The following is a 14,730-nucleotide window of genomic DNA, read 5'->3' as shown; positions in this document are numbered from 1 at the left end:
GCATGAAGCTTTTTCTGACCCGAATGACCCTGGCGGTCGGCCTGGCTGCGCCGGTGCTGTTTGCTCATGCCGATGATCAGGTCAAGCGCGGCGAATACCTGGCCCGCGCCGCCGACTGCATGGCGTGCCACACTGCGGCGGGCGGCGCGCCGTTTGCGGGCGGGCTGCCGATCGTCTCGCCGTTCGGCACGATCTACGGCACCAACATCACGCCGAGCAAAGAGCACGGCATCGGCTTGTACAACGATGACGAGTTCTTCGCTGCGCTGACGCAAGGCAAGCGTCGCGATGGGGCGAATCTGTACCCGGCGATGCCGTACACCTCCTACCACCTGATGCCGCGCGAAGATTCGGATGCGATTCATGCGTACCTCAAAACCATCGAGCCGATCGAACGTGCAGGGCCGGTGACGAGCCTGAGCTTTCCGTTCAACGTGCGCCTGGGCCTGATGGGCTGGAATGTGCTGTACGGCAAAGCGCTGAAACTGGAGCCGGCCGAAGGTAAAAGCGAAGCCTGGAAACGCGGCCAGTACATGGTCGAAGTGCTTGGTCACTGCGGCGAATGCCACACGCCACGCGGCCTGCCGGGCGCGATGGAGCTGGACAAGCGCCTGACCGGCGGCATCCTCAATGGTTATCTGGCGCCCAGCCTGCTCGCCACTGACCTGGCTGCGCGCGGCTGGAATGAACAGGACTTGGCCACATTCCTCAAGCACGGCATGAGCGCCCAGGGCACGATGTTCAACGAGATGTTCCCGGTGTTCCACAACAGCACCCAGGGCCTGAGCGATCAGGATCTGGCCGCGATGGCCACGTTCCTGCTGGGTGATAACCCGCCAGCCGCCAAAGCGCTGGTCGACGTGCCGGTGGATAAACTCACCCAGAGCGCTCAGCGCGGCCGCCAGGAATACCTGAACGTCTGCGCCGGTTGCCACGCCGCGGGTGGCGAAGGCAAGCCGCACATCGCGGTGGCCATGCGCGGCAACACCACGTTGCGACTGGAAGACCCGCGCAACCTGCTGCGTGTGATTGAGGACGGTATTGGCGAGCAGAAATTTTCCGGATTCGAGCACATGCAACCGATGCCGGGGTTTTCCGAGAAGCTCAGTGCGCAACAGCTGACTGATCTGCTCAATTACCTGCGTCAAGGTTGGGGCGGCCAATCGGCTGAGCTGGCCGTAGGCGATGTGCAGAAGCTGCAAGCCGAGGCGCCTTCCGTCGAACACAAGGCGCATTGACGGCAGCGTATGAAGCGTACAGCCGGTGTGGGAGTGAGCAAGTCGCTCTCACACCGGATGTGTTTACATTCCGAATTTATCGCGCAACCCGTAGTACCAAGCCCCCAGCGCTGCAAACGGCGTGCGCAACATCTGCCCGCCCGGGAACGGGTAATGCGGCAAGTCCGCAAACGCATCAAAACGCTCAGCCTGCCCGCGCAATGCCTCCGCCAGTACTTTGCCTGCCAGGTGCGTGTACGTCACGCCATGGCCGCTACAGCCCTGTGAGTAATAGATGTTGTCGCCAAGGCGGCCGACCTGGGGCAGGCGCGACAGGGTCAGCAGGAAATTGCCGGTCCAGGCGTAGTCGATCTTCACGTCTTTGAGTTGCGGGAATGCCTTGAGCATTTTTGGCCGGATGATTGCCTCGATATTCGCCGGGTCCCGCGCGCCATACACCACGCCGCCGCCGAAGATCAGGCGCTTGTCACTGGTGAGGCGGTAGTAGTCGAGCAGGTAGTTGCAGTCTTCGACACAGTAGTCCTGCGGCAACAGCGTCTTGGCCAATTCATCGCCAAGGGGTGCGGTGGTGATCACTTGGGTACCGCATGGCATCGACTTGGCCGCCAGCTCCGGCACCAGGTTGCCCAGGTAAGCGTTACCGGCAACGATAATGAATTTGGCCCGGACCCTGCCTTCGGCGGTGTGTACCACAGGGTTGGCGCCGCGCTCGATGCGCACCGCTGCCGATTGCTCATAAATCGTACCGCCCAGGGATTCCACGGCCGCCGCTTCGCCCAGTGCCAGGTTGAGCGGGTGGATATGCCCGCCGCTCATGTCCAGCAAACCGCCCACATAGTTGTCACAGGCCACCACTTCGCGGATGCGGCGCTCGTCGAGCAACTCAAGCTGCGTATGGCCGTAGCGCTCCCACAGGCGCTTCTGCGATTCCAGATGACCCATGTGCTTGCTGTTGAGTGCGGCAAATACACCGCCGTCCTTCAAGTCGCACTGGATCTGGTATTTAGCCACGCGCTCACGAATGATCTTGCCGCCTTCAAAGGCCATCTGCCCCAGCAACTGAGCCTGTCTGGGCCCGACACTGCGCTCGATCACATCGATATCACGGCTGTAGCTATTGACGATCTGCCCGCCATTACGACCCGAGGCACCAAAACCCACCTTGGCGGCTTCCAGTACCGTGACGCGAAAGCCGTTCTCCAGCAAAAACAGCGCGCTGGAAAGCCCGGTATAGCCGGCACCAATCACACAGACATCGGTTTCGACCTCACCTTGCAGCGTCGGGCGAGGTGGGGCTGCATTCGCGGAAGCGGCGTAATAGGACTGGGGGTAGGGGGTGTTCGCCATCCTGGAACCTCTGTTTTATATTTTTTACGAGTGCGGCGATCCTACCTGAGTTGAAAATTGCCTGCCAGCCACCCGGAAATCCCAGGTGTACCCGGCATAAATAAAAAATTCGCATATTCATAGGCTTAGCTGCAAAAAAGATGTTGACACCCCTCCGGAATTCCGTAGAATGCCGCCTCACAGCAGGCACGTAGCTCAGTTGGTTAGAGCACCACCTTGACATGGTGGGGGTCGTTGGTTCGAGTCCAATCGCGCCTACCAAACAAAATCCGCTCTGCTGGGCGGTCTGGAAGGGCTCACCGAAAGGTGGGCCCTTTTTTGTTGTCTGGAATTTGGGCAATAGCCATCCCTACACGGCTCAAGGCGTGTATTCAGGGGTTTGAACGCTCGATCAGCAGAACAGCGTAGCCACCGACAGCAGGCAAATTATCTGGACGAACACCTGGCAGCGTATTTCGCCAAACGTGGTCGCCATATCACTCATTTGTCCGGCATACATAGCGCGAGCCCTCATTGTCGGTATAACACCGTGAACGAACTGCAGGTACACACAGCTGCATGATGGAGTATAGGTTCTGATTGAGAATCTACACGGTTGAACGATTTTGAGCTCCTCATCAGGTTGGCTGCGCGACTTTCCCCTTGAGGCCTGGACGCTTTCTCCTGATAGCGCCCGACCGTCGGCGCCATCCCCCCACAAAATTTATTGGTGTGCAGCAACAATTTTTCTTGTTGGACACTCCCGGTCTCCAGACAGCAAAGTTGCCGCCACTGACGCTCGACCTTCCGGGTCAACAATAAAAAAACCGAGCCGACTGCACGCCACTTCCAAGCTGTGAGCCCTTTGCCCACATCCTGCTGTTATGGCGCCGCAGCGCGCACTAAAGGACCTCTGTGCCATGCAAACAGTTGTGAACCTATGGCCGCTGATCGGCGTGCTTGTCATCGTGGTCGGCTTTGTATTGCGCTTCAATCCGCTGTTGGTGGTCACCGCCGCCGCCATCGCCACCGGGCTTGCTGCCCAGTTCCCGCTGGAAAAAATTCTCGCCACCATGGGCGATGGTTTCCTTCAGACTCGTGCCCTGCAATTGATTCTTTTATTGCCGCTGGCGGTGATTGGCCTGTTGGAGCGTCATGGCTTGCGCCTGCATGCGCAGAACTGGATCGCGCGCTTTGAGCGGGCAACGGTCGGGCGCTTGTTGATCATTTATCTGTTTGTGCGTGAGTCCACGGCGGCCATGGGGCTGACCAGCCTGGGTGGGCATCCGCAAATGGTGCGGCCACTGTTGGCGCCGATGGCCGAAGGTGCCGCGGAAAAACGCTACGGCAAGCTGCCAGACAAGCTGCGCCACAAGGTCTTGGCCATGTGTGCGGCCACCGATAACGTCGGGCTGTTTTTTGGTGAGGATATCTTTGTCGCCTTCGGTGCTATTGCGTTGATGCACACCTTCCTGTTGGGCTCGGGCATTGATGTGGAGCCGCTGCACATCGCGGTGTGGGGCATTCCGACGGCGATTTGTGCGTTCATCATTCATGCGATCCGCCTGCATCGCTTTGATCGACGATTGACCCGCGAAATGAGCCCGGCCACCACGTCCGTGGAGGCTGCTCAATGATTATTTCCATTCAATACCTTTATTGGCTCGCCGGTGTTCTGTTGCTGATCACTGCGGGCATGATCCTGCTCGATCGCACCCATCCCAAACGCTGGTCCAGCGCGCTGTTCTGGTTGTTGTTCGCCATTCCGTTCCTGGTGGGGGAGCGTCTGCCCTCGGTGGCCATCGGCATCGGTGTGGTGGTGATGGCGTTGATCGCCGGCTTGGGTGGCGTTGGTCGCGGCCAGCACGCCGAATTGCACGTCAAGGCGTCCCGCGCCAGCGCCGGGCGCCTGGGCCACAAGTTGTTTATCCCGGCCTTGGCGATTCCGTTGACTACGGTGATTGGCTCGGTATTGCTCAAGCACACCGAAATCGGCGGTGTACCGTTGCTGGACCCGAAGAACACCACCTTCGTCTCCCTCGGCATCGGCTGCCTGATTGCTCTGGGCCTGGCCTGCTGGCTGACCCGCGATACGCCGGTACAAGCCCTGCGCGAATCCCGTCGCCTGACTGAAGCCCTGGGCTGGGCCATGGTGTTGCCGCAGATGCTGGCGATGCTCGGATTGTTGTTCAACGAGGCCGGGGTGGGCACGGCAGTCGCCCACGTCACCACCACCTACATCAACCTGGACTACAAGCTGGTGGCGGTGATGGTCTATGTACTGGGCATGGCCCTGTTTACGGTGATCATGGGCAATGGTTTTGCGGCTTTCCCTGTGATGACTGGCGGCGTCGGCGTGCCGGTGCTGGTAGGGATTTATGGCGGCAACCCTGCGGTGATGGCGGCGATCGGTATGTTTTCCGGTTACTGCGGCACGTTGATGACGCCGATGGCGGCCAACTTCAATATCGTGCCGGCGGCGTTGCTGGAGTTGCCCGACAAGAACGCGGTGATCAAGGCGCAGATCCCCACGGCGCTGATGATGCTGGTGGTCAATATCGTGCTGCTTTACCTGTTGATGTGAGGTCACTATGCAAACTGTACTGCTGACGGGGTTCGAGCCCTTTGATAACGACCTGGTGAACCCGTCATGGGAGGCTGCGCGCCAGTTGGATGGCGTGCAACTGGGCGAGGGTGCACGCATTGTCGCGCATTGCCTGCCCTGTGCATTTGCCACGGCGGGTGAACACCTGGCCCGATTGATCAGTGAGTTGAATCCGGCAATGGTGATTGCCACCGGCCTGGCGCCCGGGCGCAGCGAGATGTCTATCGAGCGTGTAGCGATCAATATCAATGACGCACGCATCCCCGACAACCTCGGGCAGCAACCGGTTGATACGCCAGTGGTAGCCGGTGGCCCGGCTGCATACTTCTCGACATTGCCGATGAAGGCCATGGTCAAGGCGCTGCGTGACGCGGGGGTGGCGGCTGCCGTTTCGCAAACGGCGGGCACGTTCGTGTGCAATCAGGTGTTCTACCTTTTGCAGCACCGGCTGGTCGAGGCCGGGGTGCGCAGTGGGTTTATCCATGTGCCGAGCGCGCCGCCGGCCGACCAGCCGCCTTTGGTTGAGGCCTTGCGACTGGCGGTCTCGACGGCCTGGCTAACCGAAACGGATGTGCGGGAAACAGGCGGGCAGGTGAGCTGACGGTCGGGCTGTGAATGGAGTCATTCGTGGGGCAACTTCGACTATAGTTCACAGGTGTATCCACCTTGGAAAACCATCATGATCAAGTACCCGAAGTTCGTATCTGTCGTGTTGTCCCTCGCGCTGTTTGCGGGTAGCGGTCTTGCCTTGGCCGATCCCGGTAATGGCAAGGGGCAGGGTAATAACCAAGGGGGGCAGGGCCAGGGTAACAAGGGCGGTCAGGGGCAGGGCAATAACAAAGGCAATAACCCCGCAGGGCAGGCCTACGACAAGCCCAAGGGCAAGGGCGGCTCAGGTGGTCCCGGCCCCAGCGTTGACCGAGGGAGCGTATTGAATGTGCTCGGCGGTTATCGCGATTACTGGAGCCCAGGGCCTGCATTGCCGCCGGGGATCCAGAAGAACCTGGCGCGCGGCAAGCCGCTGCCACCCGGTATCGCCAAGAAACTCGATGGTCGCCTGCTGGGGCGGCTGCCTCACTACGACGGTTATGAATGGCAGCAAGTGGGAACCGATTTGATTCTGGTCGCCATCGCCAGCGGCATCATCTACGAAGTACTTAATGGCGCCTTTGATTGAACGGAAAAACCCTCACGTCTCCTGCGCGGGGAAAAACAATTCAAAGCACGTCACGCCGTCTTCACTGCTGACGCCATACCGACCGTTATGCAGCTGCATGATGGTCGCCACAATCGACAATCCCAGTCCATTGGACTGGGATGAACATTCACGGGATTCATCCACCCGGTAAAAGCGTTCGAACAGCCTGGGCAAATGCTCCGCGGCAATGGTTGCACCCTGGTTGCTGACCTTGATGCAAGTGCCCTCGACTGTCGGGACGGCCCGGATGCTCAGCTCGGTGTTCGGCGCGCCATACTTGATGGCATTGGCGCACAGGTTCGCCAGGGCCCGGCGCAGCAGCATCGGTTCCGCCCAGATCACACCTTCGCCCACGCCAACGATGTGCATACCCACATCACCGGCCAGGCCCTCGAAATAATCGGCGATGCGCTCCACTTCATCGGCTGCGTCCAGCGCCTGGCGCTGACGCAGGGCGCTGGCGGGGTCGGTGCGGGCCAGGAACAGCATGTTGTCGAGCATCCGTGCCAGGCGTTCAAGCTCTTCAACGTTTGAGGCCAGCAGTTGCTGATAGTCTTCAATAGTGCGGCTCTGTTGCAGCGCGACCTGGGTTTCACCGAGCAAGTTATTGATGGGGGTGCGCAGTTCATGGGCCATATCGGTGGACACCTGGCCCAGTTGAATAAAACCTTTGGCCAGCCGTTCAAGCATGGTGTTGAAGGCGTCAATCATCGGCAGCAGCTCCTTGGGCGCGCCTTGGCTGCCCAGGCGCTCGGCCAGGTTGTTCACGCCGATGCCCTGTGCGTGTCCGGCCAGGCGCCGCAAGGGCACCAGCCCACGGTGTACCAGCACATAACCAACCAAGGCGAGAATGACCGCCGCGATGCTGGCCAGGATAAAAACACTCAAGCGATAACTGGCAAGCATGGCTGTGCGTTCAGCCATCAGGCGCCCGACGGTGACTTGCAGGCTCCCCAGGTCACCGGTGTCGATGAAAGCCGCCACGGTGGCGAAGGGCACGCCATCTACGCCGGGCAAATGGTGTACGTCGGCGAGTCCAAGGTCGTGGTCTTTTGCCACGGCCGGCACGGCCGGTATTTGAATGTTGCCCGGGTTGACGAGCAATAACGGAGTCTGCCCAGGTGCAGCGATGCTCAGTACCGACTCACTGTTGCCCAGCATGTTCTGGAACAGCTGGGGCTTGGTCTTGATCAGCTCGCGGGTATTGCCGTCATTGAGCACGTTGCGCAGTTGGTTGGCGCGCGAGATCAGCGCGGCGTCGTCACGCTTGATCAGCTCACGCTCCAGCTCGTGGTATAGCGTCACGCCCAGGGTGGCCAGCAGGGCGAAGGCGAGCAGGGCAAAGATCAATGCCAGGCGCAGGGTCAGGGAATAATGGCGATCGCGCTTCATGGTTGGGTATCGAAGCGGTAGCCAATGCCCCGCACGCTGTGGATCAGTTTGAGCTGGAACGGGTCATCGATCTTCAGGCGTAGGCGGCGTACGGCAACATCGACCACATTGGTGTCGCTGTCGAAGTTCATGTCCCATACGCGTGAAGCGATCAGCGAGCGCGACAGCACCTGGTCCTGGTGGGTGGCGAACAGGTGCAGCAAGGCGAATTCCTTGTTGGTCAGGGTAATGCGCGTACCGGCGCGGGTCACACGGCGCTTGAGCACGTCAATGTGCAGGTCGGCGATGTGCAGCTGTTCTTCTTCGCGGCTCGGGCCACGTCGGTTGAGGGTGCGCAGGCGTGCAACCAGTTCGGCGAAGGAGAAGGGTTTGATCAGGTAGTCGTCGGCGCCCAGTTCAAGGCCCTTGATGCGGTCGGCGATGTCATCGCGAGCGGTGAGGAACAGCACCGGTGTATCGGCCTCTTTGCGCAGGCGACGCAGCACTTCCCAGCCATCCATTTTCGGCATCATCACGTCCAGCACGATCACGTCGTATGGTGTTTCCAGGGCCAGGTGCAAACCCTCTACGCCGTCGCGCGCCAGGCTCACCGAGTGGCCCAGCTCCTGCAAGCCATTGAGCAGGTAATTGCCGGCCTTGGGTTCGTCTTCGACTACGAGGATGTTCATGGAAAGTGTCCTGCTTCAATAAGTGGCGCAAGTGTAGCCCGATCAATTGTCACTGGCGCAACCGACGCCCTGGACTTGGTAATCGAGTAGGTGTTCGCGGCCCTGATGGTCCAGGTAGCGCAAGTGCGCGGGGACAATCCCGCATTGGCCAGAGATGTCGGTGCTCGATAGCACCTTGTCGACATCCAGGTGTAGGAAGAAGCCGGTTTTGTCGTGGATGACATCGCTGGCAGACGTTACGTCGGCAGCGAAGGCAGTACCGGTGGCGAGCAAGGCGGCAAAGCCCAGGGCGAACAGTTTCATGACGGTCTCTCTCGTGGCTGGGGGCTGCCGGGTTGGCAGTGAGTTCACAGTAACCAGGCGACCCCAACAGCCAACCAACAGGATCATGACAAGTTCGTCATTCTTGGTTCGAGCCTGGCGCGTGGGCAATGAGTGTCCGGTCGAGGAGGCTCTACGTTTACAAGTGCCGAGGTGATCCGTAGATTGCAGGGGTCCAGCTCATGAGGAAGCCGCGCAGTGTCCATCTCAACTTCATCCGTGTTCAACCGGCGTTACCGCGCTTTCCTGTTCGATATGGATGGGACCCTGCTCAACTCCATCGCTGCGGCCGAACGTGTATGGAGCATCTGGGCCGAGCGCCATGGTCTGGATGTGGAAGCGTTTCTGCCTACCATTCATGGCGCGCGCGCGATTGATACGATCACCCGCCAGGCGTTGCCGGGTGTCGATCCAGAAGTTGAAGCCCAGTGGATTACCGACGCGGAGCTCAACGATGTCGACGGCGTTGTAGCGATTCCCGGCGCAGTGGCGTTTTTGAAAGGCGTGCCCGCGGATCAATGGGCACTGGTCACGTCTGCCCCCAAGGCGCTGGCGTTACGTCGACTGCAAGCGGCAGGCATTCCCGTGCCGGCCGTGTGGGTGACGGCCGAAGATGTGGCCAACGGTAAACCCGACCCTGCGTGCTATTTATTGGGCGCGAAACGCCTGGGGGTGTCGGTTGAGGACAGCCTGGTGTTCGAAGACGCCGCGGTGGGCATTCGAGCGGGTGAAGCAGCGGGGGCGGATGTTGTGGTTGTCACCTCGGCACACTTGGAGCCCATGGTGACTGCACACGCTTGCATCAACGACTATGGCGATTTATGCACCGAGCATGGCGCTGATGGCTTGTTGTCTTTGCGCAAGCTGGCGCCGTGATACGCAGCAGGTCCTCAGCGTGTGGTTTTCTGATGGGCACGATGCGCTGCGCGCTGGCATAGCTTGCGCAAGATAACTTTTTGGATGGGTTTGAGGCAGAACACCAGCAGGTAGCCGCAGAGAAGGAGCGCCAGGTCCAGCCAGGAATGGGCGTCGGGATCGGCGCCCTCGACTTCGACTCTCAGCCCATACCCAAGCGCCAGGAAGGCCAGCCCGATCAGCAGGGCGATCATCCAGGATCTGGAAACAAGAGGTGGCGTCGCGACTGGCCTCATCGACGTATTCCTGAATGCACACGGATGGCAGGATAAAGTGTCAGAAATTGGGCTGCGAATACTTCAACAAGTTCCAGATGCCCAGACAGTTTCATCTTGCAGCGAAGGGGCATGCTCAAAGCGCACTGGTCAGGCTGGAAGACGCGAGCAGGCCGATTGGGTTTTCGCCAGCCATTACAGTGAACGAAAGGGCTGGCTACTGGAGGCGTTTCAAGGCGTCTGGTTTTTGTCGGGTGCAGTCAGGCCGGCCTGGATGCGCTGGTAAATCTCCTCGCGATGCACGGCAACGTCCTTGGGTGCGTTGATGCCGATTCGTACTTGCTGGCCGCTAACGCCCAGAATGGTGATCGTAATGTCATCACCGATGTTTATGCTTTCACCAACTTTGCGGGTGAGTATAAGCATGGACTTCTCCTTGATTACTTTTAAGGACACATGTGTCAGACAGGGCAGGTGTCGGATGTGTGTAGCTTACTGCGAAGCGCTTCCCTGTGGCTGCCTCTTTTAGGACGCATAGAGGCGACATTAATTCCCATGGCGGCATCATACAGGTCGCGATACATCATTCGCATTGTTTAAGCCAACGTTTATGACGGCCAGAATAGACAGTGAATGGTAAAGTCGCCTCTTTATCCTCAAAGGAGCAGGGCAGTGCGTAAAGTAGCGATGGCAATTGTGGTGTTGGCGTTGGCCGGATGCGGTGAAGGTAAATCGGTCGATGCACCCAAGGCCAAGCCTGCCGTGACCGAAAGCCTGCCACAAACCGGCGCGATTGCCGCTCAGGAATGGGATGTGCGCGTCGGCCCGCCAGACCACAAGCTGCAGGCGATCACCGACCTGACCGCCTGGTTGCTGGAGCATGGTTTCAATTTTTATATCGTGAAGGCCGACGGCAAGGATGAGGTGCTGTTGGGTCCGTTCGCAACCAAGGCCGAGGCCGAGGCCAAACAAGCCTTGCTCAACGAAAAGATGGCCCGCGCGAAGAAAACCGACACCGTGTCTGAAATTATCGAACACAACGCCGCGCAGTGACGTGCCAAGTGGGCGGCAACCCCGCCCACGTTCAACCGCAGGCTTTGAGATTCACCGGGCCGACAAACTCGTTGCCCCGTCCCATCACGCAAGCCACGGTCTGGTTGCGCTGGCGCTCCCAGGTTTGCACCGGGTAAGTCTTGTTCCAGGCTTCATACAGCTGTCGATCCTGCTTCGACAGGCGCAGGCCGTATTGCTTGCTCATATAAAAATACGTGCGTGCGATCATGCCGCGAATGGACGGGCGTGGCATGACCTTCTTGGCCTTGAAATCCACTTGGGTCAGGCACGAGCCGTACTGCCCACTTTGCACGGGCAGCCAGCCAAAGCTGAAGTTGTTACGGTCGCCATTCACTTCGCCGATGCTCGGCACCAGATTGTGCAGGTCCGCCTCGGCGCGCTTGAACACATCGTCGTGGCGCGTGCAGTTCTTTCGCCCGCCGTTTTGCCAGCATTGGCGCTGATGCCCGATTTGCCAGGCCGGCACGATGTGTTCCCACTCGATGCGCGCGGCGCGATTGGCGTTTTTGCGCGGGATGTAACCGCAGGCTTTCAAATTCACGCGGTTACCGGTGTATTTGCAGCCGCAATAGAATTCGGTCGATTGGGGGGCGTAAAGCTTCCAGGCGATTTTCTTGGCTTCGCTAAAGGTCCGAGGGGCTTGGGCGTTGGCGGTTACGCTTAAAAACAGACAGCACACAGCAATAAAACGGGCACTCACAATCAATCTTCCTTCGGCACAACCCAAAAAATCTGCACGCCACCGTCATCCCGATAGGCGAGGGTGACGTTGTCGTTTTCTGCAATTTCTTCCAGTAGACGTTGCCACACGTCTTCCGGCTCATCGGGTAAACGGAAGAGCAAGGCTGCTTTGGCTTTCTGTGCGTTGGTCGAATTGATGATCTTTTGCACGCGAATAGCCAGGCGCTGATAGGCGTCAGGCGCTGCAGGTGCTGCGGAAGAGGGCTTTGCCACGGAGCATTCCTTAATTTGCTGTACGCACATACAGTATTTAACTGTAGGCGATTTCGCAACTGCTTAAATTTCAAGAAGTTCGTCTGACAGCGATTCGGGAAGTTTGTTGAGAAGGGGGAGCAATTGTGGGAGCGAGCAAGCTCGCTCCCACAGGTCGATCAGCAGTAATCAGTATTCCCAGAACATGCGTTGCAGTTCTTTGCTGTCCTGGGTCTTGGTCAGGGCTACCATGGCCAGGATGCGAGCTTTCTGCGGGTTCAGGTCCAGAGCCGCAACCCAGTCGTATTTGTCGTCTGGTTGTTCAGCGTTACGCAGAACCATACCGCCGGCGTTGACGTGGGAGGAGCGAATGATCTGTACGCCTTGCTTGCGCAATTCGACCAGCGCGGGAACGACTTTCGAGGATACCGAACCGTTACCGGTACCGGCGTGGATGATGGCCTTGGCGCCAGCTTGGGCCAGTGCTTTGTAGGCAGTGTCGCTCACGTTGCCATAGCCGTAGGCAATTTCAACGTCAGGCAGGCTCTTGATGGTCTTGATGTCGAATTCCGAATCCATGGTGTGACGCTTGGCCGGCAGGCGGAACCAGTAGGATTTGCCTTCAACGACCATGCCCAGCGGGCCCCACGGGCTCTTGAATGCCTCGGTCTTGATGTTGATCATCTTGCTGACGTCGCGACCCGATTGGATTTCGTCGTTCATGGTCACCAGCACGCCTTTGCCCCGCGCATCCTTGCTACCTGCGACAGCGACTGCGTTATACAGGTTGAGCATACCGTCAGCCGACATGGCGGTACCTGGACGCATGGAGCCGACCACGACGATAGGCTTGTCGGTTTTTTCTACCAGGTTCAGGAAGTAGGCAGTTTCTTCAAGGGTGTCGGTGCCGTGAGTGATCACGATGCCATCCACGTCTTTGCTGTCAGCCAGTTCTGCGACGCGGCGACCCAGTTGCAGCAGGTTTTCGTTGTTGATGCTTTCCGAAGCAATTTGCATCACTTGTTCGCCGCGTACGTTGGCGATCTGGCTAAGCTCAGGAACGCCGGCGATCAGTTGTTCGATGCCGACTTTGGCTGCCTGGTACGTAGCACTGTTGGCTGCACTGGCGCCGGCGCCAGCAATGGTGCCGCCTGTGGCAAGGATCACTACGTTGGACAGTTTGGTTTTGTTTTCGACTTCTTTTGCCTGTGCGGCAAGGGGGAACAGCAGCAGCAGGGCCATGGCGCCCGGGACAAAGTTCTTCAATGCAGATTTCATTATTTTTCTCTCTGGTTTTTGATGAGTGCTGTAGCCGGTTCATCTAGAACACCCGGGCGGTTCTGAACGCCGCGAGGTGCAGGGGAAAAGCAGGATTTGTACCAGGCCGAGTGTGTGGTTCTTCTTAAATTAACGTATTGATTTAAAACAACTTATGAGATTTTTTAAACTTGTTTTGAGTGAGTGGCGTCCGGCTTTCCGAACGGTTGAGGGGTAGTGTGTTCGGTTGTCCGACAGCGCTGTCACAAAATTCGAGTGCGATTAGCGTCAACACCTGTCGTTTTAGAGAGTGCGAGAAAGAGGTGGCCTTAAACGTTTCAGGCCCCAAGGTTGGTTGGACCAGGCCGAGGGCATGGGATTGAAAGGCCAGTTTCTACCGTTGACAAATCCCGACAAGGTTCTCATAGTTTGCTCAACGCAAACGTTTGCGAGATGTTTCACGAGCGCTCCAGGAGTATCGTGACAGCTCGCATCAGCCGCCCGGGTGGGAGGGCCGCCGAAGAGGTCTTCGGTGCAAGCGTTGCTCACAATAATCATAAGATCGGAGTGAACCCATGAAGCTGCCATTCGCTGGACGTCTTCTTGCTGTCGCTGTGCTTGCCGCATCCGCTGCTTTGCCTCTCTCTTCTGCACTTGCTGATGACGCTGCCAAAACACCTACTGTTGGTTTGGTCATGAAGTCCCTGGCCAATGAGTTCTTCGTCACCATGACCGACGGTGCCAAGGACTACCAGAAAGCGCACCCGGCAGAGTTCAAGCTGATCTCCAACGGGATCAAGAACGAAACAGACACCAGTGCGCAGATCGCCATCGTCAACGAGATGATCAACTCCAAGGTAGACGCGCTTGTCATTGCTCCCGCCGACTCCAAGGCACTCGCCAGTGTGCTGAAGAAGGCTTCTGATGCCGGTATCAAGGTCGTTAACATCGACAATCGCCTGGACCCGGAGGTACTCAAAAGCAAAAACCTCGATATCCCGTTCGTAGGTCCGGACAACCGCAAAGGCTCCAAGCTGGTGGGCGAATACCTGGCCAAGCAACTGGCCGCGGGTGACAAGGTTGGCATCATCGAAGGCGTACCCACCACGACTAACGCCCAGCAGCGCACCGCAGGCTTCAAGGATGCGATGGACGCAGCAGGCATGAAGATTGTTTCCACCCAATCCGGCAACTGGGAAATCGACCAGGGCAACAAGATTGCTGCAGCGATGCTGAGCGAAACGCCGGATATCAAGGCTCTGCTGGCCGGTAACGACAACATGGCCCTGGGCGCTGTCTCCGCCGTGCGTGCGGCAGGCAAGGCCGGCAAGGTATTGGTGGTGGGCTACGACAACATTGATGCGATCAAGCCAATGCTCAAGGATGGTCGTGTGTTGGCCACCGCTGACCAGGCTGCCGCGCAACAAGCGGTATTCGGTATCCAGAACGCACTGAAGCTGGTCAAGGGTGAGAAGGTCGATGCCAAAGATGGCGTGATCGAAACCCCGGTCGAACTCGTCATCAAGCAGTAATCCCGGCAGTACCCAACAGCGCTCGCTCGTCCTGAGCGGGCGCCTGGAGATTTTCC

At 58.6% G+C, this 14,730-nt stretch carries 17 protein-coding genes and 1 tRNA gene; 9 read left to right on the top strand and 9 right to left on the bottom strand.

Annotated features, from left to right (window positions below):
* Positions 1-2 precede the first annotated feature (2 nt).
* A complete protein-coding gene (locus LJX92_RS17425; RefSeq protein WP_223018995.1) occupies positions 3-1,238 on the top strand; it encodes a c-type cytochrome in 1,236 nt (411 codons plus the stop codon).
* A 63-nt stretch (positions 1,239-1,301) separates the two neighbouring features.
* Here the strand turns inward: LJX92_RS17425 and LJX92_RS17420 are convergent, their stop codons facing one another.
* On the bottom strand, positions 1,302-2,585 hold the full coding sequence (locus tag LJX92_RS17420) for an NAD(P)/FAD-dependent oxidoreductase (RefSeq protein WP_032880262.1): 1,284 nt from the start codon (positions 2,583-2,585) through the stop codon (positions 1,302-1,304).
* A 184-nt stretch (positions 2,586-2,769) separates the two neighbouring features.
* Here LJX92_RS17420 and LJX92_RS17415 point away from each other — a divergent pair.
* The 5 genes from LJX92_RS17415 to LJX92_RS17395 all read left to right on the top strand — a co-directional run bounded on the left by LJX92_RS17415 (position 2,770) and on the right by LJX92_RS17395 (position 6,346).
* A tRNA-Val gene (locus LJX92_RS17415) sits at positions 2,770-2,846 on the top strand.
* A gap of 638 nt (positions 2,847-3,484) precedes the next feature.
* A complete protein-coding gene (locus tag LJX92_RS17410; protein ID WP_005789724.1) occupies positions 3,485-4,201 on the top strand; it encodes a DUF969 domain-containing protein in 717 nt (238 codons plus the stop codon).
* Entirely contained in the window at positions 4,198-5,148 is a 951-nt protein-coding gene (locus tag LJX92_RS17405) for a DUF979 domain-containing protein (RefSeq protein ID WP_032880266.1), read from the top strand. Before LJX92_RS17410 ends, LJX92_RS17405 begins: the two co-directional genes overlap by 4 nt.
* Before the next feature lie 7 nt (positions 5,149-5,155).
* Positions 5,156-5,770 (top strand): pyroglutamyl-peptidase I, encoded by a 615-nt coding sequence (pcp, locus tag LJX92_RS17400; protein WP_228308720.1) that lies wholly within the window; start codon positions 5,156-5,158, stop codon positions 5,768-5,770.
* Positions 5,771-5,848: 78 nt separating this feature from the next.
* Positions 5,849-6,346, top strand: coding sequence for an anti-virulence regulator CigR family protein (locus tag LJX92_RS17395; protein ID WP_223018992.1), 498 nt, complete (start codon positions 5,849-5,851; stop codon positions 6,344-6,346).
* Positions 6,347-6,358: 12 nt separating this feature from the next.
* On the opposite strand, the gene LJX92_RS17390 is transcribed toward LJX92_RS17395, so the two are convergent.
* Genes LJX92_RS17390 through LJX92_RS17380 form a run of 3 tightly spaced genes read right to left on the bottom strand, consistent with a single transcriptional unit; the run spans position 6,359 to position 8,730 of the window.
* On the bottom strand, positions 6,359-7,759 hold the full coding sequence (locus LJX92_RS17390) for a heavy metal sensor histidine kinase (protein WP_223018991.1): 1,401 nt from the start codon (positions 7,757-7,759) through the stop codon (positions 6,359-6,361).
* A complete protein-coding gene (locus LJX92_RS17385) occupies positions 7,756-8,427 on the bottom strand; it encodes a heavy metal response regulator transcription factor (RefSeq protein ID WP_122734617.1) in 672 nt (223 codons plus the stop codon). The genes LJX92_RS17390 and LJX92_RS17385 overlap by 4 nt, the downstream gene beginning before the upstream one ends.
* 42 nt (positions 8,428-8,469) lie before the next feature.
* Positions 8,470-8,730, bottom strand: a complete 261-nt coding sequence (locus LJX92_RS17380; protein ID WP_032880274.1) for a DUF2790 domain-containing protein — start codon at positions 8,728-8,730, stop codon at positions 8,470-8,472.
* Between the two features lie 273 nt (positions 8,731-9,003).
* Between LJX92_RS17380 and LJX92_RS17375 the strand changes: the two genes are divergently transcribed.
* Entirely contained in the window at positions 9,004-9,624 is a 621-nt protein-coding gene (locus tag LJX92_RS17375; protein ID WP_262416947.1) for an HAD-IA family hydrolase, read from the top strand.
* A 14-nt stretch (positions 9,625-9,638) separates the two neighbouring features.
* Here LJX92_RS17375 and LJX92_RS17370 read toward each other — a convergent pair whose 3' ends face one another.
* Together LJX92_RS17370 and csrA are read right to left on the bottom strand one after the other, a co-directional pair.
* Positions 9,639-9,899 carry a hypothetical protein gene (locus LJX92_RS17370; RefSeq protein WP_223018990.1) on the bottom strand — a complete coding sequence of 87 codons (261 nt, stop codon included), beginning with the start codon at positions 9,897-9,899 and terminating at the stop codon, positions 9,639-9,641.
* A gap of 210 nt (positions 9,900-10,109) precedes the next feature.
* Complete coding sequence (gene csrA, locus LJX92_RS17365) at positions 10,110-10,304, bottom strand: carbon storage regulator CsrA (RefSeq protein WP_003192511.1); 195 nt, start codon at positions 10,302-10,304, stop codon at positions 10,110-10,112.
* 261 nt (positions 10,305-10,565) lie between these two features.
* Between csrA and LJX92_RS17360 the strand changes: the two genes are divergently transcribed.
* A complete protein-coding gene (locus tag LJX92_RS17360; protein WP_223019013.1) occupies positions 10,566-10,931 on the top strand; it encodes an SPOR domain-containing protein in 366 nt (121 codons plus the stop codon).
* A gap of 31 nt (positions 10,932-10,962) precedes the next feature.
* Here LJX92_RS17360 and LJX92_RS17355 read toward each other — a convergent pair whose 3' ends face one another.
* The 3 genes from LJX92_RS17355 to LJX92_RS17345 form a co-directional block, all read right to left on the bottom strand.
* Positions 10,963-11,652, bottom strand: a complete 690-nt coding sequence (locus LJX92_RS17355; RefSeq protein WP_005789706.1) for an endonuclease — start codon at positions 11,650-11,652, stop codon at positions 10,963-10,965.
* 2 nt (positions 11,653-11,654) lie between these two features.
* A complete protein-coding gene (locus tag LJX92_RS17350; protein ID WP_005789704.1) occupies positions 11,655-11,906 on the bottom strand; it encodes a DUF1654 domain-containing protein in 252 nt (83 codons plus the stop codon).
* Positions 11,907-12,074: 168 nt separating this feature from the next.
* Positions 12,075-13,163 (bottom strand): asparaginase, encoded by a 1,089-nt coding sequence (locus tag LJX92_RS17345; RefSeq protein ID WP_005789702.1) that lies wholly within the window; start codon positions 13,161-13,163, stop codon positions 12,075-12,077.
* 554 nt (positions 13,164-13,717) lie between these two features.
* Between LJX92_RS17345 and LJX92_RS17340 the strand changes: the two genes are divergently transcribed.
* Entirely contained in the window at positions 13,718-14,674 is a 957-nt protein-coding gene (locus LJX92_RS17340) for a sugar ABC transporter substrate-binding protein (protein WP_223018989.1), read from the top strand.
* Positions 14,675-14,730 lie beyond the last annotated feature (56 nt).

The organism is Pseudomonas sp. HN8-3 (genome assembly GCF_020790195.1).
GTDB lineage: Bacteria > Pseudomonadota > Gammaproteobacteria > Pseudomonadales > Pseudomonadaceae > Aquipseudomonas > Aquipseudomonas synxantha_A.
This window is presented reverse-complemented; position numbering and strand designations above follow the sequence as displayed.

What these genes read in the sequence shown, in the direction of transcription:
- LJX92_RS17375 (WP_262416947.1), top strand. Translation starts at nt 9,004, where the DNA reads ATGGATGGGACCCTGCTCAACTCCATCGCTGCGGCCGAACGTGTATGG.
- LJX92_RS17385 (WP_122734617.1), bottom strand. Translation starts at nt 8,427, where the DNA reads ATGAACATCCTCGTAGTCGAAGACGAACCCAAGGCCGGCAATTACCTG.
- LJX92_RS17360 (WP_223019013.1), top strand. Translation starts at nt 10,566, where the DNA reads ATGGCAATTGTGGTGTTGGCGTTGGCCGGATGCGGTGAAGGTAAATCG.
- csrA (WP_003192511.1), bottom strand. Translation starts at nt 10,304, where the DNA reads ATGCTTATACTCACCCGCAAAGTTGGTGAAAGCATAAACATCGGTGAT.
- LJX92_RS17425 (WP_223018995.1), top strand. Translation starts at nt 3, where the DNA reads ATGAAGCTTTTTCTGACCCGAATGACCCTGGCGGTCGGCCTGGCTGCG.
- LJX92_RS17410 (WP_005789724.1), top strand. Translation starts at nt 3,485, where the DNA reads ATGCAAACAGTTGTGAACCTATGGCCGCTGATCGGCGTGCTTGTCATC.
- LJX92_RS17420 (WP_032880262.1), bottom strand. Translation starts at nt 2,585, where the DNA reads ATGGCGAACACCCCCTACCCCCAGTCCTATTACGCCGCTTCCGCGAAT.
- LJX92_RS17405 (WP_032880266.1), top strand. Translation starts at nt 4,198, where the DNA reads ATGATTATTTCCATTCAATACCTTTATTGGCTCGCCGGTGTTCTGTTG.
- LJX92_RS17370 (WP_223018990.1), bottom strand. Translation starts at nt 9,899, where the DNA reads ATGAGGCCAGTCGCGACGCCACCTCTTGTTTCCAGATCCTGGATGATC.
- LJX92_RS17380 (WP_032880274.1), bottom strand. Translation starts at nt 8,730, where the DNA reads ATGAAACTGTTCGCCCTGGGCTTTGCCGCCTTGCTCGCCACCGGTACT.
- LJX92_RS17345 (WP_005789702.1), bottom strand. Translation starts at nt 13,163, where the DNA reads ATGAAATCTGCATTGAAGAACTTTGTCCCGGGCGCCATGGCCCTGCTG.
- LJX92_RS17395 (WP_223018992.1), top strand. Translation starts at nt 5,849, where the DNA reads ATGATCAAGTACCCGAAGTTCGTATCTGTCGTGTTGTCCCTCGCGCTG.
- LJX92_RS17390 (WP_223018991.1), bottom strand. Translation starts at nt 7,759, where the DNA reads ATGAAGCGCGATCGCCATTATTCCCTGACCCTGCGCCTGGCATTGATC.
- pcp (WP_228308720.1), top strand. Translation starts at nt 5,156, where the DNA reads ATGCAAACTGTACTGCTGACGGGGTTCGAGCCCTTTGATAACGACCTG.
- LJX92_RS17340 (WP_223018989.1), top strand. Translation starts at nt 13,718, where the DNA reads ATGAAGCTGCCATTCGCTGGACGTCTTCTTGCTGTCGCTGTGCTTGCC.